Genomic DNA, 23,328 nt, shown 5'->3' with positions numbered 1-23,328 from the left:
AGGCGAGGTGCCGGCGAATTACCCCTCGAGCCACCGGTGAAAGGCCGGTCGCCACCCTCAATGGAAACTGGAGATACGACATGAACAACATCGCTCTCACCGCTGCCGCCCTGGCCCTCGCCACCCTCGCCGGCGGTGCCGTCGCCGCCGACGCCAAGCCCGGCGCCATGGAGAAGTGCTACGGCGTGGCCATGGCCGGGCAGAACGATTGCAAGGCCGGCGCCGGCACCAGCTGCGCGGGCACCTCGAAGAAGGACTACCAGGGCGACGCCTGGAAGAACGTCCCGGCCGGCACCTGCACCTCGATCAAGACGCCCAACGGCATGGGCTCGCTGACCCCGATCAAGTCCTGACCGCCGGCCGTCGACCATGCAACGCCATGCGCCGCTGGGCGCCGGACTGGGCCTCAAGCCCGAGCACTACGAACAGGCCCACGCCTGCACGGCAACGGGCTTGTGGTTCGAAGTGCATCCGGAGAACTACTGGGTCGACGGCGGCCCCCGCCTGGACTGGCTGCAGGCCATAGGCGCACGCCACCCGCTCTCGCTGCACGGGGTTTCGTTGTCCCTGGCGGCGGATTGCCCGCCCGACCCGGCCCACCTGCGGCGCCTGCGCGCCCTGGCGGACCGGGTACGGCCGGCCCTGATATCCGAGCACCTCGCCTGGTCAACCTGGCGCGGTGCCTACAACCCGGACCTGCTGCCCTTTCCCCGTACCGAGGCGGCGCTGGTCCGCATCAGCGACAACATCGCCCGTACCCAGGACGTCCTGGGGCGGCGCATCGCCATCGAGAACCCCAGCCACTACCTGCGCATGGACGGCCACCCGTACCCGGAGATCGACTTCCTCGCCGAACTCAGCCGGCGCAGCGGCTGCGGGCTGCTGCTGGACCTGAACAACGTGCAGGTGAGCGCGCACAACCTGGACTTCGACCCGGCGGGCTACGTGGATGCCTTCCCCGCCGAGGCCATCCTCGAGCTGCACCTGGCCGGGCACAGCCACGACGGGGGCGGTAGCGGGCTGCTGGTGGACTCCCACGACGCGCCCATCGACGAGGCCGTGTGGGCCCTTTACCGGCGCCTGATCGAACGCATCGGCCCACGCCCGACCCTGATCGAGCGCGACGACCACATCCCCCCGTTCGCCGAGCTGCTGGCCGAGCGCGACATCGCCCAGGCCGTGCTGGACGGCCACGGGGAACGGCCATGACGCTATCCCTCGGGGCCTTCCAGGACGCCTTCATCGCGGCGGCCCGTGGCACGCCCCTGGCCCCCGACAGCGCGGAAAGCCGACTGGTGGCCGACCTCGCCCGCCAGGCCGGTTTCGACCTCTACCGCAACACCCTGGCGAAGGGCTGCGTGGACGCCCTGCGGGCCAACTTCCCGGCTGTGGAACGCCTGGTGGGCGCCGACTGGTTCGGTGCCGCAGCGGCGCTGTACGCACGCCAATCGCCGCCGACCTCGGTGCAGTTGCTGGACTACGGCCAGGGTTTCGCCGACTTCCTCGACGCCTTCGAGCCGGCCCGCGAGTTGCCCTACCTGGGCGAGGTGGCGCGGCTGGACCGCCTCTGGGTGGAGGTCTTCGCCGCAGCGGAGCGGCCATCGCTCGCGCTCGGCGACATCGCCGGCCTCGCCCCCGAGGCGCTGGGTGAGCTGTGCCTGCAGCCGAGACCGGCACTGCGCTGGTTCTGGTGCGCCGACATGCCGGCCTACAGCATCTGGCAGCACCAGCGCGAGGAGCGGCCCCTGCCCGACACCCTGGAGTGGCGCGGCGAAGGCGCCCTGCTCGGGCGCAGCGGCGGCCAGGTGACCTGGCAGGCACTGGGCCCGGGAGGCTGCGCCTTCCTCGACGCCTGCGCCCGGGGCCAGACGCTGGATGAGGCCAGTGGCCTGGCCCTGGCCGCCGAACCGGCTCTCGACTTCATCGACCTGCTCGGCCGCCTGCTGGCGGCCGGCGCCTTCACGCCCCTGCTCGCCACGTGCGACACCTGACCGGAGCCCCCTCATGGATACCCCGCACACCCAGCCGATCACGACCGGCCCCATCGCCCCGCGCAGCCTGGCTGCGTGCCTGCACGCCCTGCTCCCCGACGCGTTGCTGTTGCTGGTGGCGCGCCTGGGCATCGCCGGGGTGTTCTTCCTCTCCGGACGCACCAAGGTGGAGGGGGTGCTGAGCATCACCGACAGCACCTACGAGCTGTTCCGCAGCGAATACGCCCTGCCCCTGCTGCCGCCGGAGCTGGCCGCACACCTGGGCACCTATGCCGAACACCTGTTCCCGTCGCTGCTGGTGCTGGGCCTGTGCACCCGCCTCTCGGCACTGGCGCTGCTGGGCATGACGCTGGTGATCCAGGTGTTCGTCTACCCCGACGCCTGGTCCACCCACCTCAGCTGGGCCGGCCTCCTGCTGCTGCTCGTCGGGCGCGGCGCGGGCGCCTGGTCGCTGGACAGCCGCCTGGGCCTGCGCTGACCGGCCGCTAGGGCTGCAGCCTGCAGCAGTCGGAGACCACCGCCGTGCCCGGCTCGAAGGGTGGACGCAGGCCGCCGAGCAACTGCTCGCGCAGCTCCGGGTCCTGGGTGCGGGCACCCAGCCAGATGCCGAAGAAGGTACGCGCGAACAGCGGGTCGCGAACCTCGTGGGGCGGACGCCCGTCGACGTAGAGGCGCCCACCGACACCGGGCAGGTAGACGCCGGTGATGCGCTGGCCGGGCTCGACATCGACGAAGGCGCGCTCCATCTCCGCCTGCCAGGCGCTCAGCCTGGCCGCATCCACCGCCTCGCCACCGAGCCGTTGCAGGTCATCGAGGCTGGCCTCCACCAGGGTCTCGCGGCTGATGGAGCGCCGGTAGGTCAGCTCCAGGGCGAAGGGACGGTCCTCGCCAAGCCCCGCCTCGGTGGCCCACAGCCTGGCGTCGTAGATGTGGAAGCCGTAGGCGCTGAAGGCGCCGCTGCCCACCAGCCGCGCGTCGGGCACGGCCTCGTGCCAGGTATCGGCCAGGGCCTGCGACAGGCCCAGCAGGCCGATGAGCGCGGCGACCAGAAGGCGGCATGGCGAGAAGAAATAGAGGGCCACGGTTGGCTGCTCCTGGGACGTGGATTCGAGCAGTCTCCTGAAGCCAGGTTGCAATATTCCGTTCGCGGCCAACCTAGCGTCGCAACAGCTCCAGCACCGCAGCGACCACATCCTCCGGCGCCTCCTGGGGGATGTTGTGGCCGACGCCGGGCAGCAGCCGGCGCTGGTAGGGGCCGGTGAAATGCACGGCGTCCTCGTCCTGCTCCGGTGGCGGGCCGACGCCGTCGTCCAGGCCGCAGAGGGAGAGGCTCGGTACGCCGATGGCCGGCTGCGCCGCCAGCTGCCGCTCGATGGACTCCAGCGCCGGGTCGCCCGGGGCGTAGCCATAGCGATGGCGATAGGAATGGATCACCACCTCGACGAAGTCCGGGTTGTCGAATGCCTCCGCCGTCGCGGCGTAGGTCGTCTCGTCGAAGCGCCAGGTGGGTGACCACAGCTGCCAGAGCAGCCGGCACAGTGCACGGCGGTTCGCCTCCAGCCCCAGGTGCCCGCGCGGCGTGTGGAAGTAGAACTGGTACCAGTAGCGGAACTCCTGCTCGGGGGCCGCCGGCGTGCCGGAGGCGGCGATGTCCTGGATGTTGTAGCCGTCCCCCGTCACCAGCGCCCTCACCCGCTGCGGCCAGAGCGCGGCGACGATGCAGGCCGCGCGCCCGCCCCAGTCGTAGCCCACCAGCGTCGCGCGCGGGATCGCCAGCGCGTCCATGAAATCCAGCAGGTCACGTCCCAGGGCCGCCTGCTGGCCGGAGCGCGGGGTGTCGCCGCAGAGAAACCGGCTGGGGCCGTAGCCGCGCAGGTAGGGCACCAGCACCCGCATCCCTTGCGCCGCCAGGGCCGGCGCCACGGCGTCATAGGCCCGTACCGAGTAGGGGAAGCCGTGGAGCAGGATCACCACCTCGTCCCCGGCGCCATGCTCTTCATAGGCCAGCGCGAGGCTGGGCGTGTCGACCCTGTGGATCGTCCTCGTCGCCATGAAACCGCTCCTTGCATCGATGATGGGGACAGCTTAGCCAGCCAACGCCCGATCGCCGCTGGAACCAACCTGGCGGCTGCCACACCTAAGGACTATCGACCAGCTCGCGACGAGGTCACCCGCCATGCCCGGCACCGTCCAACGCAGGCTCGCAGTCCTGGCCTTCACCCTGATCGCCTGCAACGCCGGGGCGGCGGATGGGGATGCGCCCGACCCCGGCGCCCTCGACGCCCTGGTGAAGATGGGCGAACACCTGCGCGGCCTGCAGCAGTACGCCCTGGACGCGGAAAGCGACAGCGACCAGTTGCTGGAAAACGGCCAGGCGCTGGTGGTGCATGCCAGCACCCGGTTGCTGGTGAGCGCACCGGACCGACTGCGCGTGGAGGTGACGGGCGCCGAGTACCAGCGCAGCCTGTTCTACGACGGCCAGCACTTCACCCTCTACGACAGCCGCCAGGGCTACTTCGGCCGTGACGTGGCGCCCACCAGCCAGGAGGAACTGCTGGCCCTGCTCGGCGAGCGCTACGGCATCCAGCTGCCGCTGGCCGACCTCATCCAGTGGCACCCGGATACCGCGCAGCGCGTCGGCCTCGACAGCGCCCTGCATATCGGCAGCGAACAGGTCGGCGACCAGACCTGCGAGCACTACGCCTACCGCCAGCCCGGCCTCGATTGGCAGCTATGGCTGCGCCAGGGCGACGAGCCCCTGCCCTGCAAGATGGTGCTGACCCGGCTCGACCAACCCGAACGCCCGCGCCACAGCGTGACCTACCGCTGGGACACCCTGCCGATGGTCGGCCCCGGCGACTTCGTCTTCACCCCGCCGGAGGGCGCGAAGCCGGTGCCGTTGCTGGAGTTGCAGGCGGGGATGGACGGCACGCCGCGATAAGCACGACCCGCCATGGACAGCCCGCAGGCCAAACGGTAATTTCTGCCGCCCGACGCCCTCCCGCCGAGGCGTCCCGACAAGGAGCGTCCCATTGAAATACCTGATCGCCCTGCTGCTGACCCTCGGCCTGTCGGGCTGCCAGACCGACCAGAGCAGCCAGTTCCAGCCCCAGGACATCCCGGCCGCCGGCCCCTACCGGCACGACGGCACCGGTATCGTCTTCCCGACCACCTCCGGCATCTTCCTCCGTGCCCAGATCCTGCGCTTCGACGAGCAGGCCCGGCACATCATGGTCGCCTACAACTCCGAGCTGATCGCCCAGCCCGTCATCCTCAGCGCCTATGTCTACCCGGCGCCGCAGGTCACCTCGTTCGGCTCGCCGGCGGACGTGATCGCCACAGCCAGGCGCCAACTGGCACTCGATCACCTGAGGCAACAGAAGGCGGAAATCCTCGCCTTCCATGAGAACGGCAAGCTGGTGAGCGAACAGCCCGCGACCCTGGCCTACAGGGGCCGGACGATCACCGGCCTGCGTGCGGACTTCGCGTTCGTCGAACCCTTCGCCGGCGAGGTACAGCCCATCCGCTCCTCGCTCTACCTCTTCGAACTGGGCGAGAACATGCTCAAGTTCCGCGTCTCCGCGCCCGCATCGGTGGACAGCGAGGCGGCGGTCAAGGCGATGATCGAAGAGATTGCGGGCAGCTCGGCTGGGGAGCCGCTTTAAGGTTCGGCACTCCACAGGAGGGGTGGACTGGACCCACATCGCTGCGTTGGGCTTCGCACCTCAGCCCGACCGACCGCATCGCCTAGCCTCGCCCCGTAGCCCGGGCTTCAGCCCGGGACGCGCACCGCACCGACGCGCGGCCCTATCAGCACCGAGCGCTGAACCGGGCTGCCGCGCACTTCACAGCGTCGTCGCCCGCCCCTGGCTGTCCAGCTCGAACACCTTGTTGCGCATCAGCCGCTCGCGCAGCCAGCGCTGTGCCTGGCCGCGCCCGTGGCGGCGCTGCCAGAGCAGGTCGACGCCCACCAGCCAGTCGGTGAAGGGGTAGGCGGCGAGCTGCAGCTCCACCAGTTCGCCAGCGGCCAACTCGCGCTGCACCAGTTGGCGCGGCAGGGTCGCCCAGCCGAGGCCGGCCCGCACCATCTCCACCAGCGCCATGTAGCTTTCCGCCTGCCACAGGCGCGTGGCACGCAGGTACTCGCTGCTGGGCAGCTTGCTGGCGTGGGCGCTGAAGGCCAGGCGGCGGTGGGCGTGCAGGTCGGCGAAGCTGACCCCGTCGCGTTGGGCCAGTGGATGTCCGGGATGGGTGACGTGGGCCATCACCAGCTTGCCCATCTGCTGGAACTCCAGCTCACGCGGGTATTCCGGCTGGGAGAAGGCGATGCCCAGCTCCACCTCGCCGCGCTGGAGCATGCCGGCGACATCGCCGCTGTGCGGGTGGCGGACGATCAGGTCGACATGGGGAAAGGCCTGCTCGAACTCGCACAACACCGGCATCACCGTGCTGTAGGGCACCTCGATGGCCAGGGTGAGGTGGGGTTCGGTTTCCCCCGCCAGGCTGTCGGCATGGCCCTGCAACGCCAGGCAGCGCTCCAGCACGGCCTCGGCCTCCAGTTGCAGTTTATGGCCGGCAGCGGTGAGACCGGGAATGCGCGTGGAGCGGTCGAACAGCTCGACGCCCAGGTCGGCCTCCAGGTTGGCGATGGCGGCGCTGACGGTGGACTGGGTGCGCCCCAGGCGCCGCGCCGCCGCCGAGAAGGACCCGGCCTGCACCACGGCGACGAACACCTGCAGCTGATCGAGAGAAAACCGCATCGCACCACCCCTCCAACCATCGATGAAGACGATGGTTATTCATTTGAACCATCGCCATCAAGCCCCTGAAGATGCGGGCGAGCCAGCACTGCCTCCTCGAAACGCTGGGCAACCCGAATCCCATAACAAGAAACGTTGCACCTTCAGGAGAACGCCCCCATGAGCCACCCCACGCCCCATCCCGTCGACCAGCTTCTGCCTGTGCGACAGCTCCTCACCTATGGCCTGCAACACGTGCTGGTGCTCTATGCCGGCGCCGTGGCGGTGCCGCTGATCCTCGGCAGCGCCCTGGGCCTGAGCAATGCGCAGATCGTCCTGCTGATCAACGCCAACCTGCTCACCTCCGGTATCGCCACGCTGGTCCAGACCCTGGGCTTCTGGAAGTTCGGCGCGCGCCTGCCGCTGGTGCAGGCCTGCTCGTTCATCGCCCTGGCGCCGATGATCATGATCGGCAAGGAGTACGGCCTGGCCCAGGTGTTCGGCGCGGTGATCGCCGCCGGTGCCATCACCATCGCCCTGGCGCCGGTGTTCAGCCGCCTGCTGCGCTTCTTCCCACCGGTGGTGATCGGCAGCCTGATCACCATCATCGGCATCTCGCTGATGCCTGCCGCCGCCATCTGGCTCGGAGGCGGCAACCCCGGCGCGGCGGACTTCGGCGCCCCGGCCAACCTGCTGCTGGGCCTGGCCACGGTGGCCATCACCCTGGTGGTGTACGCGCGCTTTTCCGGCTTCATCGGCAATCTCGCGGTGCTCATCGGCCTGCTGCTGGGCAGCCTGCTGGCGGCGGCATGCGACATGACCGACTTCAGCCGTGTCGGCGAGGCGGCCTGGTTCGAGCTCTCCGCCCCCATGGCCTTTGGCGTGCCGCAGTTCTCGCTGACTCCGATCCTGATCATGACCCTGGCGATGCTGGTGATCATGGCCGAGACCACCGGCAACTGCCTCGCCATCGGCCAGCTCACCGGCAGGACGATCGATGCACGCACCCTGGGCAACGCCTTCCGTGCGGACGGCCTGTCGACGGTGATCGGCGGGCTGTTCAACAGCTTTCCCTACAACGCCTTCACCCAGAACACCGGGCTGATCGCCCTGTCGCAGGTCAAGAGCCGCTTCGTGGTGGCCGCGGCCGGCGGGATCATGGTGGCGATGGGGCTGTTCCCCAAGCTCGGTGCGCTGATCGCCGCAGTGCCGACGCCGGTGCTCGGCGGCGGCGCCATCGTGATGTTCGGCATGACCACCGTGGCGGGCATCCAGGAGCTGTCGCGGGTGCGCTTCGAAGGCACGCGCAACGCCATCGTGGTCGCCGTCTCGGTGAGCGTCGGCGTGCTGCCGATGTCCTTCCCCGCCCTCTTCGCCCATGCCCACGGCGCCCTGAAGCTGGTGCTGGAGAGCGGCATCTTCCTCGGCGCCATCACCGCCATCGTTCTCAACCTGCTGCTCAACGGTCGCGAGCGCAGCGAGCCGCACGCCCAGGGCGCGGCCGACCTCGCCGACTGACTTCCCGCGCCCTGCGCACCCACTGCCAAGGAGTCACCCATGACCTTCACCCAACTGGTCCCTGCCGGGGTCACCGAGCTCGATCTGGAGCTGCTGCGCGAGTCCATCCGCCTTTCCCGGGAATCGCGCCAGCGCGGCCGCCATCCCTTCGCCGCCCTGGTGGCCGACCGCGACGGCAGGGTGATCGCCCGTGCCGGCAACAACTCGATGCCGCCGGAAGGCGACCCGACCCAGCACGCCGAACTGGTGGCGGTGGCCGAGGCCGCACGCCTGCTGGGCCCGGAGGCCCTGGCCGGATGCACCCTCTACACCAGTGCCGAGCCCTGCTGCATGTGCGCCGGCGCGGTGTACTGGACCGGCGTCGGCCGGGTGGTCTACGCCCTCTCGGAACATGCGTTGCTGGGGCTGACCGGGGCCCACCCGGAGAACCCGACCTTCTCCCTGCCCTGCCGCGAGGTGTTCGCCCGCGGCCAGCGCCAGGTCACGGTGCTGGGGCCGATGCTGGAACATGAAGCGGCGGTCCCCCACGAGGGCTTCTGGACGTGAAGGGCCTTTCCATCCATGTCGTCGACGTCGCCCGTGGCTGCGTCGCCGAAGGGCTGGAGCTGCGGGTGGAGCGCCTGGAAGGCGAGCGTCGCGAGCTGATCCACGCCGGGCGCATCGGCGCGGACGGCCTGCTCGCCGGGCTGGCCGACGAAGCCGGGCGTTGCAGCGCGGGCGTCTACGAAGTCAGCCTGCGGGTGGCGGACTTCTACCGCGCCCAGGGCATGGTCCTACCCGAGCCGGCCTTCCTCGACCTGCTCGTCTACCGCTTCGGCATCGCCGATACGGGGCAGCACTACCACCTGCCCTTCAAGCTCACCGCCTGGGGCGTCTCCTGCTTCCGGGGCGGTGCCTGAGCCTTTCCGCCACATGCACCGACACCCGCCATGGATATGCCGGCGCACCCCTGCACGAGGGTGCGCTGCGCTAGCTGCTGGAGTTTGACGAGTCGTGCCGACGTCGCTGCCGGCTGGTTGAGGGTCGCATCCGGGGGCTAATGCCACGGACAGGCCCGGTAGGTTGCCGTCAGGGGGACGCAAAGGCCCAGGCCCGATGCGTTTGCGACCATCGGCAGGCTCGGAGCGACCATGACCATCCAGGATATTTCCCACGCCACCTCGTCCGTCGATCCGGCGACCTTGCGCAAGGTCATCGCCGCCTCGGCCATCGGCAACTTCGTCGAATGGTTCGACTTCGCCGTGTACGGTTTCCTCGCGGTGACCATCGCCAGCCTGTTCTTCCCACCGGGCAATGCCTCCCTCGCGTTGCTGCAGACCTTCGCCGTGTTTGCCGTGTCATTCGCCCTGCGCCCGCTGGGCGGGATCGTCTTCGGCATCCTCGGGGACAAGGTCGGGCGCAAGCGCATCCTGGCCATCACGGTGTTGCTGATGGCCGCGGCCACCACCCTGATCGGCCTCCTGCCGACCTATGCGTCCATCGGCCTGCTCGCCCCGCTGCTGCTGGCACTGGCCCGCTGCATCCAGGGCTTTTCCGCCGGCGGGGAGTACGCCGGCGCCTGCGCGTTCGTCATGGAGCACGCGCCTCCCGAGCAGAAGGCCCGCTATGGCAGCTTCGTCCCGGTGTCGACGTTCATGGCCTTTGCCGCCGCCGCCGGCATCGTGTTCGGCATGGGGCTGCTCCTGTCCGAGGCCCAGATGCAGGGCTGGGGCTGGCGCGTGCCCTTCCTGGTCGCCGCGCCCCTGGGGCTGATCGGCCTGTACATGCGCCTGCACCTGGACGAGTCGCCGGCGTTCCGTGCCCTGGCGGCGGCCCCGCAGGCCGCCCACTCGCCACTGAAGGAAACCCTGCAGGGGCACGGCCGCACGATCCTCTGCCTGTCGGCCTTCATTTCCGCCACTGCGCTGTCGTTCTATACGTTCACCACCTACCTCACCACCTACATGCAGGTGGTCGGCGGTGCCTCGCGACCGACCGCCCTGCTCGCCAGCCTGATGGCCCTTTTGTTCGCCGCCTTGCTGTGCCCGCTGGCGGGGCGCTACTCGGACTGGGTCGGGCGTCGGCGCACCATCTTCACGGCATGCGCCTGCCTGGTTATCGCGGTCTATCCGGCTTTCATGCTGGCAGGCTCAGGCAGCCTGCTCGCCTCGGCACTGGGAGCGGCGTTGCTGGCGGTGGGCGCCGTGATCTGCGGCGTGGTGACCGCGGTGCTGTTGTCCGAACAGTTCCCGACGCAGGTGCGCTACACCGCCTCGGCATTTACCTACAACCTGGCGTACACGGCCTTCGGGGGCACCGCACCGCTGGTGGCGACCTGGCTGATCGAGCAGACCGGCGACCGCCTGTCACCGGCCCTCTACCTGATCGCCATTGCGCTGCTGGCGCTGGCCGGTGGCCTGGCACTGCCGGAGTCGTCCCGACGCTCCCTGGACTACCAGCCGGAATGACAGCCGCCGCGCCCCGGCACAGGCCGACGGCGCTCAGCCCCGCAGGCCCGCGCACGGGGCAGGCGCCCTGTCGCTGTCTTGCGGCGGAACATCCCGCCCGCCCGGGGACTCGAACGTCCGGATGCCCAGGCGAGCGGATTATTCGAACGCCGGACTTGCCGCAGCGTCAAAAATTACGCAGAGTGTAAATAAATTATGAAAACAACAGCGTCAGCGGTGAGCCTGCCGACCGACGCGCTGCCCTGCGAGTGCCTGCCATGGACCTGTACACCTACTACCGCTCCACATCGTCCTACCGCGTGCGCATCGCGCTCGCGCTGAAGGGGCTGGAGGTCCGGCACGTACCGGTCAACCTGATCCGCGACGGCGGCGAGCACCACCAGCCGGCCTACCGCGCGATCAACCCCCAGGGCCGCGTCCCCGCCCTGCGCACCGACTCCGGCGAGGTGCTGATCCAGTCACCCGCCATCATCGAATACCTCGAAGAGACCCACCCGCAGCCGCCCCTGCTGCCGGGCGATGCGCTGCAGCGCGCACGCCAGCGCCAGGTCGCCGCGCTGATCGGCTGCGACATCCACCCGCTGCACAACGTCGCGGTGCTCAACCGCCTGCGCAAGATGGGCACCGACGAGGACGGCGTGAACGCCTGGATCGGCCACTGGATCAGCGAAGGCCTGGCCGCCGTCGAAGCACTGATCGGCGACGACGGCTTCTGCTTCGGCGCCCAGCCGGGCCTGGCGGACGTCTATCTGCTGCCCCAGCTCTACGCCGCCCGACGCTTTGCCGTGGACCTGGCGAGCTACCCGCGTATTCTCAGGGTCGAGCGCCTGGCCCTTGAACATCCGGCCTTCCGCACCGCCCACCCGGACGCCCAGGCCGACAAGCCGGCCTGAGGAGCGCACATGCAGACCCTCGGTTTCAAAGTCACCATCGGCGATTTTCTCGCCCGCAGCGTGCGCGGAGTCTCCTGCGCGCCGCCATCGCACGCCTGAATCGCCGCCACACCGACTTTCATCCGATTCAGGCGCCGCCGCGCGCCACTGCAAGGAGCCAGAACATGGCCGACATCTTTGAAAACCCCATGGGCCTGATGGGCTTCGAATTCATCGAGCTGGCATCGCCCGTGCCGAACCTGCTGGAACCGATCTTCGCCAGCATGGGCTTCACCAAGGTGGCCACCCACCGCTCCAAGGACGTGCACCTGTATCGCCAGGGCGAGATCAACCTGATCCTCAACAACGAGCCCAAGAGCCTCGCGTCCTATTTCGCCGCCGAACACGGCCCGTCCGTATGCGGCATGGCCTTCCGCGTGAAGAATGCGCACCAGGCCTACGCCCGTGCCCTGGAGCTGGGCGCCCAGCCGATCGAGATCCCCACCGGCCCGATGGAATTGCGCCTGCCGGCGATCAAGGGCATCGGCGGCGCGCCGCTGTACCTGATCGACCGCTTCGGCGAGGGCTCGTCCATCTACGACATCGACTTCGAGTTCATCGAAGGCGTGGACCGCAACCCCAAGGGCGCGGGGCTGAAGATCATCGACCACCTGACCCACAACGTGTACCGCGGCCGCATGGCGTACTGGGCGGACTTCTACGAGAAGCTGTTCAACTTCCGCGAGATCCGCTACTTCGACATCAAGGGCGAGTACACCGGCCTGACCTCCAAGGCCATGACCGCGCCGGACGGCATGATCCGCATCCCGCTCAACGAGGAGTCTTCCAAGGGCGCCGGGCAGATCGAGGAGTTCCTCATGCAGTTCAACGGCGAGGGCATCCAGCACGTGGCCTTCCTCACCGACGACCTGGTCAAGACCTGGGACGCGCTCAAGGCCCTGGGCATGCGCTTCATGACCGCACCGCCGACCACCTACTACGAGATGCTCGAAGGGCGCATCCCCAACCACGGCGAGCCGGTGGAGCAGCTGCAGAGCCGCGGCATCCTGCTCGACGGCTCCGCCGATGCGAACGACCGCCGCCTGCTGCTGCAGATCTTCTCGGAGACCCTGATGGGCCCCGTGTTCTTCGAGTTCATCCAGCGCAAGGGCGACGATGGCTTCGGCGAAGGCAACTTCAAGGCGCTGTTCGAATCCATCGAACGCGACCAGATCCGCCGGGGCGTGCTCGCCACCGAGTGATTCACCGCCGCAACGAAAAAGCCCGCATCAGCGGGCTTTTTCCATGGGCATCACCCGCGACTCCAGAATGGGTAAGGCGGCATCCCGCGAGCTCTGCGAACTACCACCGCACAGCGCCAACCGCATGGGTTTCGCTTCGCTCTACCCATCCTACGGACCAGGCCTCGCTCACGCCGGGCGAACACCCGCCATGCGCGCGGTGATGGATTCGGCCGCCTGCTTCAGCAACTGCGCCGCCCGGCCGCTGGCTTCGGCCTGGAAGCCACTGGCGGCACCGACCACGGTGATCACCCCGGCGATCTGCTCGCCCACGGCGAACACCGGCGCGGAGAGCGCGTTCACTCCCGGCATCAGCAGCCCATGCACGTGATGCAGGCCGCTGGCGCGGATCTCGGCGATCTGCTTGCGCAGCGCCTTGGCGTCGGGCACGCCGGGCAGGCCGGCCTCCTCCTCGCGCAGCGGCGCCGTCTCGGCGTCAGGCAGGTAGCTGGCGAACACCAGGCCGGTGGAGGAGCCCAGCAACGGCAGCACCGAACCCACGCGGGTGACCAGGGTCACCGCGCGCAGCGGTTGCTCGACATGCACCACGGTCGGCCCCTTGTTGCCCCAGACGGCCAGGAAGCAGGTTTCGTTGAGCGCATCGCGCAGCTCCGACAGCTGCGGCGTGGCGGCCCGCACCACATCCAGCCGGCCGATGGCGGCGAGGCCGACGAACAGCGCCTCACGCCCCAGGCCGTAGTGGTTGGTGGCGGCGTCCTGTTCGGCGAAGCCGCTGGCGATCAGCGCCTGCAGGTAGCGGTGGACCTTGGCCGCCGGCATGCCGACATGCTCCGCCAGGCGTGACAGGGAAGTGGCCGGCGCCAGTTCGGCGAGCCCCTTGAGAATGTCGGTGCCGACTTCAGCCGCCTGCACCTTCTGCCGCTTGGGCGCCTCGGCATCGTCCCGTTGGATGGCCATCTACTACCTCGGTTGGCAATGGAGGCGCTGTTATAGCTTGACCCCCTCAGGCTTTCAAATTACGTTATCCGTAATTCAATTACATAAAACACAGAGGTTCTCATGAGCTCCTCGCTGCCCCTCGCCTACCAGTCCGGCTTCGACAACCAGTTCACCAGCGAAGCGCTGCCGGGCGCCCTGCCCGCCGGGCAGAACTCACCCCAGCGCGCGCCCTACGGGCTCTATGCCGAGCAGTTTTCCGGCACCGCCTTCACCGTGCCCCGCGCCGAGGCCCGCCGCACCTGGCTGTACCGCATCCGCCCATCCGCCGCGCACCCGCGCTTCCAGCGCCTGGAGCGGCAGATCCCCGGCCGCCAGTTGGGCCCGATCGACCCCAACCGCCTGCGCTGGGACGCCCACGACACCCCCGCCGAGCGCACCGATTTCATCGACGGCCTGCTGACCATCGCCGCCACCGCCGACCCCGAACAGGCGTCCGGCGTCAGCGTGCACATCTACCGCGCCAACACCTCGATGCAACGCGTGTTCTTCAACGCCGATGGCGAATGGCTGATCGTCCCCGAACAGGGCCGCCTGCGCCTGGCAACCGAACTGGGCCTGCTGGACGTGGAGCCCCTGGAGATCGCGGTGATCCCGCGTGGCATGAAGTTCCGCGTCGAGCTCCTCGACGAGAGTGCCCGGGGCTACATCTGCGAGAACCATGGCGTCGCGCTGCGCATCCCCGACCTCGGCCCCATCGGCAGCAACGGCCTGGCCAACCCGCGTGACTTCCTCGCCCCGGTGGCGCATTTCGAGGATATCGACGCCCCGGTGACCCTGGTGCAGAAGTTCCTCGGCGAGCTCTGGGCCACCGAACTGGACCACTCGCCCCTGGACGTGGTCGCCTGGCATGGCAACAACGTGCCCTACAAGTACGACCTGCGCCTGTTCAATACCATCGGCACGGTCAGCTACGACCACCCGGACCCGTCGATCTTCACCGTGCTGACCTCGCCCAGCGACACCCCCGGCATGGCCAACGTCGACTTCGTGATCTTCCCGCCGCGCTGGATGGTGGCCGAGAAGACCTTCCGCCCGCCGTGGTTCCACCGCAACCTGATGAACGAGTTCATGGGCCTGATCCAGGGCGCCTACGACGCCAAGGCCGGCGGCTTCACCCCTGGCGGCGCCTCGCTGCACAACTGCATGAGCGCCCACGGCCCGGACAACGCCAGCACCACCGCCGCCATCAACGCGGAACTCAAGCCGCACAAGCTCGATCACACCATGGCGTTCATGTTCGAAACCGGCCGCGTGCTGCGCCCCACCCGCTACGCCCTGGAATGCCCGCAGTTGCAGAACGACTACGATGCCTGCTGGAACGGCATGGCCAAGACCTTCAATGGCAGGAACTGACCGATGACCCAGATAGACCAACGCCGCAGCTGGATAGCCTCCGCCAACGGCCACCCCGACTTCCCCCTGCAGAACCTGCCCCTGGGCATCTTCAGCCCGGTGGGCGGCACCCCGCGCGGTGGCGTGGCCATCGGCGAGCAGATCCTCGACCTCAAGGTCGCCACCACCACCGGCCTGTTCGAAGGTGAAGCGGCGGACGCCGCGCGCGTCGCCGCCGGGGAAGACCTCAACGCCTTCTTCGCCCTCGGCGCCAACGCCCGCCGCGCGCTGCGCCGCCAGCTGCAGGAGCTGCTCGCCGAAGGCAGCCCCGCCCAGGCGCGCCTCGAAGCCCTCGGTGCCGAACTGCTGCCGGCCGCCGTCGACTGCCAGCTGCACCTGCCGGCACGCATCGGCGACTACACCGACTTCTACGTGGGCATCCACCACGCCAACAACGTCGGCCGCCTGTTCCGCCCGGACAACCCGCTGCTGCCCAACTACAAGTACGTGCCCATCGGCTACCACGGCCGCGCGTCCACCGTGTGCGTCTCCGGCACCCCGGTGCACCGCCCCAATGGCCAGACCCTGCCGCCGGGCGCCGAAGTACCCAACTTTGGCCCGAGCAAGCGCCTGGACTACGAACTGGAGCTGGGCATCTGGATCGGCCGGGGCAACGCCATGGGCGAGGCCATCGCCATCGGCGAGGCGGAGCAGCACATCGCCGGCTACTGCCTGCTCAACGACTGGTCCGCACGCGACCTGCAGGCCTGGGAATACCAGCCGCTGGGCCCCTTCCTGGCGAAGAACTTCGCGACCACGGTCTCGCCCTGGGTGGTGACCGCCGAGGCGCTGGAACCCTTCCGTACCGCCCAGCCCGCGCGCCCGGAAGGCGACCCGCAACCGCTGCCCTACCTGCTGGACGCCAACGACCAGGCCCGTGGCGCCTTCGACATCAAGCTGGAGGTGCTGCTGCAGACCGCCGCCATGCGTGAACGCGGCCAGCAGCCGCAGCGCCTGGCCCTGAGCAACACCCAGCACATGTACTGGACCGTGGCCCAACTGGTGGCGCACCACGCGGTGGGCGGCTGCAAACTGCAGCCGGGCGACCTGTTCGGCTCCGGCACCCTGTCCGGCCCCGAGGCCGACGCCTTCGGCAGCCTGCTGGAGAGCACCTTCGGCGGCAAGCAGCCGTTGTCGCTGGCCAGCGGCGAGCAGCGCACCTTCCTGGAAAGCGGTGACGAGGTGATCCTGCGCGCCTGGTGCGAAGGCGAAGGCCGTGTGCGCATCGGCTTCGGCGAGTGCCGCGGCCGGGTGCTCTGACCCCTCCCGACGCGGGCCCATCCGGGCCCGCGCCTCTTCAGGCCAGCCCGCGCAGGGCCAGCGCCGCCATCACCAGCAACAACACCCCGCACAACCCGTGGCTGACCCGGTGCCAGGTCGGCGAGCTGTTGCGCCGCAGCCAGTCCACCAGCGCCGCGCAGAGGAAGCAGCAGGCCAGCGAGGCCGTCATGAAGCCGGCGAAGAACACGCCGGTCTGGGCCATGTCCGGCGCACCGCCGATCATTCCCGCCATCGCCGTGCCCAGGGCGCCCCAGTAGACGATGTTCTTCGGGTTGGTCAGCGAGATCGCCGCGCCGGTGAGCAGCGCTCCGCGCCCTTCGTGCTCGGTGGCGTCCCCCTCCTCCGGCAGTTGCCAGGCATCGCGCAGGCTGCGCAGCCCGAGCCAGGCCAGGTAGGCCGCGCAGGCCAGGGTCAGCGGCACGCGCACCTGCTCCTGGCCGAGCAACAGGGTCAGGCCCGCCAGGCCCAGCACCGCCCAGACCGCATCCCCCACCAGGGAACCGAACTGCACCAGCAGCGCCGGGCGGAAGCCGTGCAGCAGGCCGCGACGCAGGGTTTCGGCGAGCACGGCGCCGGGAGACAGGCAGAAGACCACGCCGAAGGCGAAGGCCGAACAGAACAGCAGGAGCATGGGAACCTCGAGCGATGAACGAGACGGATGGGCGCATTCTGCCCCCGCCCCCGCCGGCGGACTTGGACAGGATTGCACTCAGGCGTTGAACAGGCGCTTCAGCTCGCCGGGGGTGATGCCATAGGCGGCACGGAAGTGGCGGTTGAGGTGGCTCTGGTCGGCGAAGCCCAGGGCATGGGCCGTATCGGTGGCCGACCAGCCGGCACGCAGCAACCCGCGGGCGCGACGGGTGCGCAACTGCATGGCCCATTGCCGGGGGCTGAGTCCGGTGTGCTTCTGGAAGGCGCGCAACAGGTGGAACTTGCACAGGCCCAGCTCGGCGGCCAGCTCATCGAGACTCGGGCTGTCCTGCAGCCGCTCGGCCAGCAACTCCTGCACCCGCGTCACCGGCCCCATGCCTACCGCCGCTGTATCCGGCAGGGGCCCGGCGCTGCGCTGCACCAGTTGCCCGAGCCACAGCAGGAGGCGTTCCTCCGCACGCTCGCGCACCAGGGCGTCGCCGCCCAGCGCCCGCTCCACCGCGTCGGCCAGGCTGGCGGCCAGATCGGGCTGGTGGATGCAGGCGCGCTGGAACTCCACCCGCGCCAGGCCCAGGTCATCGGCCAGTTGCCCGGCGGTCACGTAGAGGCCGACATAGCGCCAGGGCTCGCCCTCCTTCACCCCGCCGCCCTGGATCTGCCCCGGGTTGTAGAGGGTGATGTCGCCCGCACCGGCACGGAAGCTGCGCCGATCCAGCCACACCTGCTCCTCGCCCACCCGATTCACGCCGATGACGCACTCGTCATGGCTGTGCTTGGCGAAGGCGTGGCCGGTGCCGCTGTTGCTGGCGACTTCCAGGCGGCCGAGACAGGCCTGTCGGCTATGGAGCATGGAGGGAACTCGAGGGACGGGAGGCGCCGAGCATAACGCCCCGGCGATTCACCCGGCCAGAAGCATCAACCCGTGCAACAGCGAGTGCGCCCCCAGGGCCAGCAGGCCGAGGAAGAACAGCCGGCGGAACATGGCCTCGCTCAGGCGCCTGCGGATGCGCCGGCCGATTTCCAGGCCCAGCAGGGCCGGCAGCAGCATCAGCCAGGTGAGGCCGAGGTCCGGGCTCTGGCTGCCACCGTGGATGAACAGGCCCAGGCCCAACGCCAGGGCGGCGACGGTGAAGGACAGGCCGAGCGCCTGGATCAGCGCCTCGCGAGGCAGGCCCAACGCCTGCAGGTAAGGCACGGCGGGGACCACGAAGACGCCGGTAAGGCCCGTCACCAGCCCGGTGAGCAGCCCCACCAGCGCCGACCAGGCGCCCTCCCGCCGCTGCGGTGCCCGCGCGCGAAAGGACAACAGCCCGAGCCCGCCATAGACCAGCAGGCAGGCGCCGAGCGCAGCGGGAATCCAGGGGCTGGCCGATTCGACCAGCCAGCGCGTGGTCACCAGGGTGCCCAGGGCCAGCGCCAGCAGCAGCGGCCAGAGGCGACGCAGCAGCGGCAGCACCGCCGGCCCGCCGAACAGTTGCCAGAGGTTGGTCAGAAGCGAAGGCACGAGCAGCAATGCCGAAGCCTCGCCCGGCGTCATCACCACTGCCAGCAGGCCCATCGCCACAGTGGGCAGGCCCATGCCGAGCACACCCTTGACCAGGCCGGCGAGCAGGAAAACCAGAGAGGAGAAGAGCAGCAGCATGGCGGATACCGACAAGGAGGATGGCACCAGCTTGCGCGATGCCGCGCCAGGGCTGAATCTGTGATTCCCGAGCCCAGGCTACGCCCTGGACGAAGCCTGGAAGAACACGATGCGCTACGACCTGATCGACCTGAAGCTGTTCCTCGACATCCTCGACGCCGGCAGCATCACCCGCGGCGCCGAACGCAGCCACCTCGCCCTGGCATCGGCCAGTGCGCGCCTCAAGGGGCTGGAGGAAAGCCTCGGCACAGCGCTATTCGAGCGCCAGCGCCATGGGGTCAGCCCCACGCCGGCCGGCCACGCCCTGGCCCACCACGCCCGTTCGGTGATGCACCAGCTGGAGCTGATGGCCGATGAGCTGGGCGATTTCGCCAGCGGCCTGCGCGCACGGGTGCGACTGCTGGGCAATACCGCCGCCCTGGCCGAGCACCTGCCCGGCGTGCTGGGTGACTTCCTGCTGGCGCACCCGCAGATCGACCTGGATATCGAGGAAAAGCCCAGCCACGCCATCGTCGAAGCGCTCAGCCGGGGCCAGGCGGACCTCGGGGTCCTGGCCAACAACACCGACCTGGCCGCCCTGGAAGCACGCCCCCTGCGCATCGACCGCCTGCTGCTGGTGACGCGCCTGGACGACGCGAGCCTCGATGACGGCCAGCCGCTGCACTTCGAGCAGTTGCTGGACCGCGCCTTCATCGGCCTGGGCCGGGACAACCCGCTGCAGCAGCACATCGCCGGCAAGGCCCTGGAAGCCGGTCGCCACCTCGACCTGCGCCTGCGGGTCAGCGATTTCGACGCGGTGCTGAACCTGGTGGCCCGTGGCGTGGGCATCGCCCTGGTGCCCGAGGCCACCCTGCACCGCTCCCGGGATCGCCATGCGCTGCGCGCCCTGCCCCTGGCCGATGCCTGGGCCACCCGCCAGCTGCACCTCTGCGCACGGCGCTTCGATGCCCTGACGCCGCCCGCCGCCCGCCTGGCCGAGGCCTTGCTCGGCAGCTGACAGGCAAAGAAAAGGCCGCCCGAAGGCGGCCGCAAGTGAATCAGGAGCACGATGTGTAGGCGCAAGACTAGGGCCCCATGACGACCGATTCATGTCGACGAGGTGACCGTTGCATGACGAAAGCCGCGCAGGCGCACAGGGCGCGGGCCGTCTAACCTTCGTTCCCGTAGCGGCGGGCGATGCGCCCCCCGCAAGCGATTGGAGAACCCCATGCGATCGATCAAGCACCTGCTGGGCGGCGCCCTGCTCGCCGGCGCGTTGCTGGCCCAGGGCGCAACGGCGGACCCGCGCGAGCCGATCCACTTCGGCGACCTGACGTGGGAAAGCGGCAGCCTGATCACCGAGATCCTCCGCCTGGTGGTCGAGAAGGGCTACGGCCACCCGACGGACACCCTGCCCGGCAGCACCGTCAGCCTGGAAACCGCACTGGCCCAGGACGACATCCAGGTCATAGGCGAGGAGTGGCCGGGGCGCAGCCCGGTGTGGGTCAAGGCCGAGCAGGAGGGCAAGGTGTTCGCCCTGGGCGACATCGTCAAGAACGCCGACGAAGGCTGGTGGGTACCGGCCTATGTGATTGAAGGTGACGCCGAGCGCGGCATCGAGGCGGCGGCGCCGGGGTTGCGCTCGGTGCAGGACCTGCCGCATTACAAGGCGGTGTTCCGCGACCCGGAAGCGCCGGACAAGGGACGCTTCCTCAACAGCCCCACCGGCTGGACCTCCGAGACGGTCAACAGCCAGAAGCTCAAGGCCTATGGGCTCGAGGGCAGCTACGTGAACTTCCGCACCGGCTCCGGAGCGGCCCTGGACGCAGAGATCACCTCGGCCATCCGCCGTGGCCAGCCGGTGCTGTTCTACTACTGGTCGCCGACGCCCCTGCTGGGTCGCTACAAGCTGATCAAGCTGGAAGAGCCACCCTTCGACGCCGAAGCCTGGAAGACCCTGGCCGACGCCAGCCACCCCAAACCGCGTGGCACCCGCTCACTGCCGGCGCGCCTGGCGATCGGCGTATCCGCATCCTTCCGCCAGCGCTACCCGCACCTGGTGGAGATGTTCGCCAAGGTGGACCTGCCCATCGACGGCCTGAACCAGGCGCTGGCGACCATGAGCGAAAAGCGCCAGCCGCCCCGCGATGCCGCGCGTGACTACCTGCGCGCCCATCCCGATGCCTGGAAGAACTGGCTGCCCGAAGAAGCCCGCGCCAAGGTGGCTGCCGGGCTCTGAGGGGCAAAAGACGCACAAACGAAAACGCCGCTCGAATGAGCGGCGTTTTCGTTTAACTGGAGCGGGAAACGAGACTCGAACTCGCGACCCCGACCTTGGCAAGGTCGTGCTCTACCAACTGAGCTATTCCCGCATGAAACTGGCGTCCCCTAGGGGACTCGAACCCCTGTTACCGCCGTGAAAGGGCGGTGTCCTAGGCCACTAGACGAAGGGGACAGGTAAAACCTGGCAAGCATCGCTTGTGAAACTGGAGCGGGAAACGAGACTCGAACTCGCGACCCCGACCTTGGCAAGGTCGTGCTCTACCAACTGAGCTATTCCCGCGTGAAACTGGCGTCCCCTAGGGGACTCGAACCCCTGTTACCGCCGTGAAAGGGCGGTGTCCTAGGCCACTAGACGAAGGGGACAAACAACACTGGACAAGCATTGCTTGAAAATCTGGAGCGGGAAACGAGACTCGAACTCGCGACCCCGACCTTGGCAAGGTCGTGCTCTACCAACTGAGCTATTCCCGCATTGCAACTACAACGTAACGCCATGAAGTGGCGTCCCCTAGGGGACTCGAACCCCTGTTACCGCCGTGAAAGGGCGGTGTCCTAGGCCACTAGACGAAGGGGACGCGGCCCGGAGCTTACAACAGCTTTTACGCTTTCTTCCGGCCTTCGTCGCTTTTACCCTCAGGCTTCGCGTCGAAGTGGCGCGCATTCTAGGGAGCGTTTTAGCACCCGTCAACCCTTCGGCAAAAAACTTTTAAAATCAAAGGGTTCAGGTCAAAAACTGACACGGAGCTATCAGCAGGGTGGCCAACCCTCTACACTCCCGCAGAAAACGCACACGGGAGCTGTATAAAGATGTCGCCACTCGTGATCACCCTGATGGTGATAGCCGGCCTGGTCGTACTGCTGATCATCGGCTACGCCAACCATATGGTGGAGAACAGCAAGCTGGAGAAAGCGCGCCTGCGCGCCGATCTCAACGACAGGCTGCGCCGTACCAGCGCCCTCTCCGACAGCCTGCCCGGCCAGTTCATGACGCCTGAACTGAAAGTGCAGCTCACCCGCCTGCAACTGCTGTTCTGCGAGCGCCTGCTGCCGCTGGACAAGGGCAATGCACAGCTCAAGGTCAAGGCCGAGGAATTGCGCGGCCTGGTTGCCCAGGGCGAGGCGATGCCGATCCGCAACGCGCCCCTGAAGATCGCCAACGAAGCCCAGGCCAAGGAAATCCGCTTCCAGCTGGAAACCCTGCACGGCCAGCTGACCCGCTCCGCCAAGGATGGGTTCATGCCGGTGAACGATGCCAAGCGCTGGGTCAACGAGATCCGCGGGATGCTGGTGCAGCTGCATATCGAGTTCTTCACCAACCTCGGCCTCCAGGCCCTGCAGGAAGGCCAGCCACGCCAGGCACGCCTGGCCTTCGAGCGCGGCGTGCAGTACCTGCAGAAACAGCCGGAACCCGCCCGGTACCAGAACCAGCTGCAGCAGTTGCAGAACCAGTTGGCCCGCGCCAATGCCCTGGCCCTGGACAAGCAGCCGGCCGCCGACGAACCCAGCGAGCTCGGCGAAGCGCTGAAATCCCTGGACGATGAAGACACCTGGAAGAAGAAGAACATCTACGACTGACAGGCTCCGCTCAGACAAGGACCCCCACGATGAGCATCACCCTCTACGGCGCCCCGCTCTCCCCCTTCGTGCGCAAGGTACGCCTCTTCCTCCTGGAAAAGGGCATCGACTACCAGCTCGAGATCATCACGCCCTTCGGCCAGCCCGCCTGGTACCGCGAGCTGAACCCGCTGGGACGCATCCCGGCGATGCGCGACGGTGACTTCACCCTCGCCGACTCCAGCGTCATCTGCCAGTACCTGGAGGACAAGCACGCCGACCTGCCGCCGCTCTATGGCCGCGACGCCGAGCAGCGCGCCCGGGTGCGCTGGCTGGAGAAGTACGCCGATTACGAGCTGGCACCGCTGACCACCTTCTGCGTGTTCCGCAACCGCGCGCTCAAGCCGACCATGGGCCAGCCCTGTGACGAGGCGGCCGTGCAGGCGGCGCTGCAGGACAAGCTGCCGCAGCATTTCGATTACCTGGAAAGGACGCTGGGCGACGCCGAGTTCTTCGTCGGCGCCCAGCTGACCCTGGCGGACCTGGCCCTGTGCTGCCAGCTGATCAACATGGAGCACGGCACCGAGCTGCTGGACAGCGGCCGCTGGCCGGCCCTGGCGGCGCACTACCAGCGCATCCGCGCGCGGGAGTCGGTGCAGACGGTTCTGCCCGGCGAGCAACGGACCCTGGCCAAGCTCAGCGGCGCGGCCTGACCGCC

25 protein-coding genes and 6 tRNA genes are annotated in these 23,328 nt (G+C 68.7%); 18 read left to right on the top strand and 13 right to left on the bottom strand.

What is annotated here, in order from left to right; all coding sequences use genetic code 11:
* Positions 1-80 precede the first annotated feature (80 nt).
* Genes WFQ67_RS12830 through WFQ67_RS12815 form a run of 4 tightly spaced genes read left to right on the top strand, consistent with a single transcriptional unit; the run spans position 81 to position 2,469 of the window.
* Positions 81-353, top strand: coding sequence for a BufA1 family periplasmic bufferin-type metallophore (locus WFQ67_RS12830; RefSeq protein ID WP_021217973.1), 273 nt, complete (start codon positions 81-83; stop codon positions 351-353).
* Positions 354-369: 16 nt separating this feature from the next.
* The gene (gene bufB, locus WFQ67_RS12825) at positions 370-1,209 is read left to right on the top strand and encodes an MNIO family bufferin maturase (protein WP_337057069.1); all 840 of its coding nucleotides are present in this window, start codon (positions 370-372) and stop codon (positions 1,207-1,209) included.
* Entirely contained in the window at positions 1,206-1,991 is a 786-nt protein-coding gene (locus tag WFQ67_RS12820) for a DNA-binding domain-containing protein (protein WP_337057068.1), read from the top strand. The genes bufB and WFQ67_RS12820 overlap by 4 nt, the downstream gene beginning before the upstream one ends.
* Before the next feature lie 13 nt (positions 1,992-2,004).
* Positions 2,005-2,469, top strand: coding sequence for a DoxX family protein (locus WFQ67_RS12815; RefSeq protein WP_213625285.1), 465 nt, complete (start codon positions 2,005-2,007; stop codon positions 2,467-2,469).
* A 7-nt stretch (positions 2,470-2,476) separates the two neighbouring features.
* Here the strand turns inward: WFQ67_RS12815 and WFQ67_RS12810 are convergent, their stop codons facing one another.
* Together WFQ67_RS12810 and WFQ67_RS12805 are read right to left on the bottom strand one after the other, a co-directional pair.
* Positions 2,477-3,073 (bottom strand): chalcone isomerase family protein, encoded by a 597-nt coding sequence (locus WFQ67_RS12810; RefSeq protein WP_337057066.1) that lies wholly within the window; start codon positions 3,071-3,073, stop codon positions 2,477-2,479.
* 73 nt (positions 3,074-3,146) lie between these two features.
* Positions 3,147-4,043 (bottom strand): alpha/beta fold hydrolase, encoded by an 897-nt coding sequence (locus tag WFQ67_RS12805; RefSeq protein WP_337057065.1) that lies wholly within the window; start codon positions 4,041-4,043, stop codon positions 3,147-3,149.
* A gap of 124 nt (positions 4,044-4,167) precedes the next feature.
* Between WFQ67_RS12805 and WFQ67_RS12800 the strand changes: the two genes are divergently transcribed.
* Positions 4,168-4,932, top strand: a complete 765-nt coding sequence (locus WFQ67_RS12800; protein ID WP_337057064.1) for a DUF2092 domain-containing protein — start codon at positions 4,168-4,170, stop codon at positions 4,930-4,932.
* A 91-nt stretch (positions 4,933-5,023) separates the two neighbouring features.
* Entirely contained in the window at positions 5,024-5,656 is a 633-nt protein-coding gene (locus WFQ67_RS12795) for a hypothetical protein (RefSeq protein WP_337057063.1), read from the top strand.
* A gap of 180 nt (positions 5,657-5,836) precedes the next feature.
* Here WFQ67_RS12795 and WFQ67_RS12790 read toward each other — a convergent pair whose 3' ends face one another.
* On the bottom strand, positions 5,837-6,751 hold the full coding sequence (locus tag WFQ67_RS12790) for a LysR family transcriptional regulator (protein ID WP_337057062.1): 915 nt from the start codon (positions 6,749-6,751) through the stop codon (positions 5,837-5,839).
* A gap of 159 nt (positions 6,752-6,910) precedes the next feature.
* Between WFQ67_RS12790 and WFQ67_RS12785 the strand changes: the two genes are divergently transcribed.
* The 6 genes from WFQ67_RS12785 (at position 6,911) to hppD (ending at position 12,829) form a co-directional block, all read left to right on the top strand.
* The gene (locus tag WFQ67_RS12785; protein WP_337057061.1) at positions 6,911-8,248 is read left to right on the top strand and encodes a nucleobase:cation symporter-2 family protein; all 1,338 of its coding nucleotides are present in this window, start codon (positions 6,911-6,913) and stop codon (positions 8,246-8,248) included.
* Between the two features lie 39 nt (positions 8,249-8,287).
* A complete protein-coding gene (locus WFQ67_RS12780; RefSeq protein ID WP_337057060.1) occupies positions 8,288-8,794 on the top strand; it encodes a nucleoside deaminase in 507 nt (168 codons plus the stop codon).
* Complete coding sequence (locus WFQ67_RS12775; protein WP_213625293.1) at positions 8,791-9,147, top strand: hydroxyisourate hydrolase; 357 nt, start codon at positions 8,791-8,793, stop codon at positions 9,145-9,147. Before WFQ67_RS12780 ends, WFQ67_RS12775 begins: the two co-directional genes overlap by 4 nt.
* Before the next feature lie 231 nt (positions 9,148-9,378).
* Positions 9,379-10,695 (top strand): MFS transporter, encoded by a 1,317-nt coding sequence (locus WFQ67_RS12770; RefSeq protein ID WP_337057059.1) that lies wholly within the window; start codon positions 9,379-9,381, stop codon positions 10,693-10,695.
* Between the two features lie 257 nt (positions 10,696-10,952).
* On the top strand, positions 10,953-11,588 hold the full coding sequence (gene maiA / locus WFQ67_RS12765) for a maleylacetoacetate isomerase (protein ID WP_173180262.1): 636 nt from the start codon (positions 10,953-10,955) through the stop codon (positions 11,586-11,588).
* 164 nt (positions 11,589-11,752) lie between these two features.
* Entirely contained in the window at positions 11,753-12,829 is a 1,077-nt protein-coding gene (gene hppD / locus WFQ67_RS12760) for a 4-hydroxyphenylpyruvate dioxygenase (RefSeq protein WP_213625296.1), read from the top strand.
* A 168-nt stretch (positions 12,830-12,997) separates the two neighbouring features.
* Here the strand turns inward: hppD and WFQ67_RS12755 are convergent, their stop codons facing one another.
* Positions 12,998-13,786, bottom strand: a complete 789-nt coding sequence (locus WFQ67_RS12755; RefSeq protein ID WP_337057058.1) for an IclR family transcriptional regulator — start codon at positions 13,784-13,786, stop codon at positions 12,998-13,000.
* Between the two features lie 102 nt (positions 13,787-13,888).
* Between WFQ67_RS12755 and hmgA the strand changes: the two genes are divergently transcribed.
* Positions 13,889-15,181, top strand: coding sequence for a homogentisate 1,2-dioxygenase (hmgA, locus tag WFQ67_RS12750; protein WP_213625298.1), 1,293 nt, complete (start codon positions 13,889-13,891; stop codon positions 15,179-15,181).
* A gap of 3 nt (positions 15,182-15,184) precedes the next feature.
* Positions 15,185-16,480: a fumarylacetoacetase gene (gene fahA, locus WFQ67_RS12745; RefSeq protein WP_213625299.1), complete on the top strand. Its 1,296-nt coding sequence runs from the start codon at positions 15,185-15,187 to the stop codon at positions 16,478-16,480.
* Positions 16,481-16,517: 37 nt separating this feature from the next.
* Here fahA and WFQ67_RS12740 read toward each other — a convergent pair whose 3' ends face one another.
* The 3 genes from WFQ67_RS12740 to WFQ67_RS12730 all read right to left on the bottom strand — a co-directional run bounded on the left by WFQ67_RS12740 (position 16,518) and on the right by WFQ67_RS12730 (position 18,794).
* Complete coding sequence (locus tag WFQ67_RS12740; protein WP_173180267.1) at positions 16,518-17,132, bottom strand: LysE family transporter; 615 nt, start codon at positions 17,130-17,132, stop codon at positions 16,518-16,520.
* Between the two features lie 78 nt (positions 17,133-17,210).
* A complete protein-coding gene (locus tag WFQ67_RS12735; RefSeq protein WP_213625301.1) occupies positions 17,211-18,002 on the bottom strand; it encodes an AraC family transcriptional regulator in 792 nt (263 codons plus the stop codon).
* Positions 18,003-18,050: 48 nt separating this feature from the next.
* A complete protein-coding gene (locus WFQ67_RS12730; RefSeq protein ID WP_337057057.1) occupies positions 18,051-18,794 on the bottom strand; it encodes a sulfite exporter TauE/SafE family protein in 744 nt (247 codons plus the stop codon).
* A gap of 109 nt (positions 18,795-18,903) precedes the next feature.
* On the opposite strand from WFQ67_RS12730, the gene WFQ67_RS12725 reads away from it, so the two are divergent.
* Positions 18,904-19,791, top strand: a complete 888-nt coding sequence (locus WFQ67_RS12725) for a LysR substrate-binding domain-containing protein (protein WP_337057056.1) — start codon at positions 18,904-18,906, stop codon at positions 19,789-19,791.
* A gap of 210 nt (positions 19,792-20,001) precedes the next feature.
* Entirely contained in the window at positions 20,002-21,012 is a 1,011-nt protein-coding gene (locus WFQ67_RS12720) for an ABC transporter substrate-binding protein (RefSeq protein WP_213625304.1), read from the top strand.
* A gap of 57 nt (positions 21,013-21,069) precedes the next feature.
* Here the strand turns inward: WFQ67_RS12720 and WFQ67_RS12715 are convergent.
* From WFQ67_RS12715 to WFQ67_RS12690, 6 genes are all read right to left on the bottom strand, one after another.
* Positions 21,070-21,145: transfer RNA gene (locus tag WFQ67_RS12715), tRNA-Gly, on the bottom strand.
* A 7-nt stretch (positions 21,146-21,152) separates the two neighbouring features.
* Positions 21,153-21,228 (bottom strand) — tRNA-Glu (locus tag WFQ67_RS12710).
* Positions 21,229-21,260: 32 nt separating this feature from the next.
* Positions 21,261-21,336, bottom strand: a tRNA-Gly gene (locus WFQ67_RS12705).
* Between the two features lie 7 nt (positions 21,337-21,343).
* Positions 21,344-21,419 (bottom strand) — tRNA-Glu (locus WFQ67_RS12700).
* A gap of 32 nt (positions 21,420-21,451) precedes the next feature.
* A tRNA-Gly gene (locus tag WFQ67_RS12695) sits at positions 21,452-21,527 on the bottom strand.
* 28 nt (positions 21,528-21,555) lie between these two features.
* Positions 21,556-21,631 (bottom strand) — tRNA-Glu (locus WFQ67_RS12690).
* 232 nt (positions 21,632-21,863) lie between these two features.
* Here WFQ67_RS12690 and WFQ67_RS12685 point away from each other — a divergent pair.
* Both WFQ67_RS12685 and WFQ67_RS12680 read left to right on the top strand, forming a co-directional pair.
* Complete coding sequence (locus WFQ67_RS12685; RefSeq protein WP_337057055.1) at positions 21,864-22,631, top strand: hypothetical protein; 768 nt, start codon at positions 21,864-21,866, stop codon at positions 22,629-22,631.
* A 29-nt stretch (positions 22,632-22,660) separates the two neighbouring features.
* Positions 22,661-23,323, top strand: a complete 663-nt coding sequence (locus WFQ67_RS12680; RefSeq protein ID WP_213625306.1) for a glutathione S-transferase family protein — start codon at positions 22,661-22,663, stop codon at positions 23,321-23,323.
* The last annotated feature ends 5 nt before the right edge of the window (positions 23,324-23,328 follow it).

It is taken from the genome of Pseudomonas sp. USHLN015 (assembly GCF_037153275.1).
In the GTDB taxonomy this organism is placed as follows: domain Bacteria; phylum Pseudomonadota; class Gammaproteobacteria; order Pseudomonadales; family Pseudomonadaceae; genus Metapseudomonas; species Metapseudomonas tohonis.
The sequence above is the reverse complement of the archived record's forward strand: the minus strand, read 5'-3'. Positions and strand labels throughout refer to the sequence as shown.

Excerpts from the sequence above, each read along its gene's own strand:
- WFQ67_RS12830 (WP_021217973.1), top strand. The coding sequence starts at position 81 with ATGAACAACATCGCTCTCACCGCTGCCGCCCTGGCCCTCGCCACCCTC.
- bufB (WP_337057069.1), top strand. The coding sequence starts at position 370 with ATGCAACGCCATGCGCCGCTGGGCGCCGGACTGGGCCTCAAGCCCGAG.
- WFQ67_RS12820 (WP_337057068.1), top strand. The coding sequence starts at position 1,206 with ATGACGCTATCCCTCGGGGCCTTCCAGGACGCCTTCATCGCGGCGGCC.
- WFQ67_RS12815 (WP_213625285.1), top strand. The coding sequence starts at position 2,005 with ATGGATACCCCGCACACCCAGCCGATCACGACCGGCCCCATCGCCCCG.
- WFQ67_RS12805 (WP_337057065.1), bottom strand. The coding sequence starts at position 4,043 with ATGGCGACGAGGACGATCCACAGGGTCGACACGCCCAGCCTCGCGCTG.
- WFQ67_RS12800 (WP_337057064.1), top strand. The coding sequence starts at position 4,168 with ATGCCCGGCACCGTCCAACGCAGGCTCGCAGTCCTGGCCTTCACCCTG.
- WFQ67_RS12790 (WP_337057062.1), bottom strand. The coding sequence starts at position 6,751 with ATGCGGTTTTCTCTCGATCAGCTGCAGGTGTTCGTCGCCGTGGTGCAG.
- WFQ67_RS12785 (WP_337057061.1), top strand. The coding sequence starts at position 6,911 with ATGAGCCACCCCACGCCCCATCCCGTCGACCAGCTTCTGCCTGTGCGA.
- WFQ67_RS12780 (WP_337057060.1), top strand. The coding sequence starts at position 8,288 with ATGACCTTCACCCAACTGGTCCCTGCCGGGGTCACCGAGCTCGATCTG.
- WFQ67_RS12770 (WP_337057059.1), top strand. The coding sequence starts at position 9,379 with ATGACCATCCAGGATATTTCCCACGCCACCTCGTCCGTCGATCCGGCG.
- maiA (WP_173180262.1), top strand. The coding sequence starts at position 10,953 with ATGGACCTGTACACCTACTACCGCTCCACATCGTCCTACCGCGTGCGC.
- hppD (WP_213625296.1), top strand. The coding sequence starts at position 11,753 with ATGGCCGACATCTTTGAAAACCCCATGGGCCTGATGGGCTTCGAATTC.
- WFQ67_RS12755 (WP_337057058.1), bottom strand. The coding sequence starts at position 13,786 with ATGGCCATCCAACGGGACGATGCCGAGGCGCCCAAGCGGCAGAAGGTG.
- hmgA (WP_213625298.1), top strand. The coding sequence starts at position 13,889 with ATGAGCTCCTCGCTGCCCCTCGCCTACCAGTCCGGCTTCGACAACCAG.
- fahA (WP_213625299.1), top strand. The coding sequence starts at position 15,185 with ATGACCCAGATAGACCAACGCCGCAGCTGGATAGCCTCCGCCAACGGC.
- WFQ67_RS12740 (WP_173180267.1), bottom strand. The coding sequence starts at position 17,132 with ATGCTCCTGCTGTTCTGTTCGGCCTTCGCCTTCGGCGTGGTCTTCTGC.
- WFQ67_RS12735 (WP_213625301.1), bottom strand. The coding sequence starts at position 18,002 with ATGCTCCATAGCCGACAGGCCTGTCTCGGCCGCCTGGAAGTCGCCAGC.
- WFQ67_RS12730 (WP_337057057.1), bottom strand. The coding sequence starts at position 18,794 with ATGCTGCTGCTCTTCTCCTCTCTGGTTTTCCTGCTCGCCGGCCTGGTC.
- WFQ67_RS12725 (WP_337057056.1), top strand. The coding sequence starts at position 18,904 with ATGCGCTACGACCTGATCGACCTGAAGCTGTTCCTCGACATCCTCGAC.
- WFQ67_RS12720 (WP_213625304.1), top strand. The coding sequence starts at position 20,002 with ATGCGATCGATCAAGCACCTGCTGGGCGGCGCCCTGCTCGCCGGCGCG.
- WFQ67_RS12685 (WP_337057055.1), top strand. The coding sequence starts at position 21,864 with ATGTCGCCACTCGTGATCACCCTGATGGTGATAGCCGGCCTGGTCGTA.
- WFQ67_RS12680 (WP_213625306.1), top strand. The coding sequence starts at position 22,661 with ATGAGCATCACCCTCTACGGCGCCCCGCTCTCCCCCTTCGTGCGCAAG.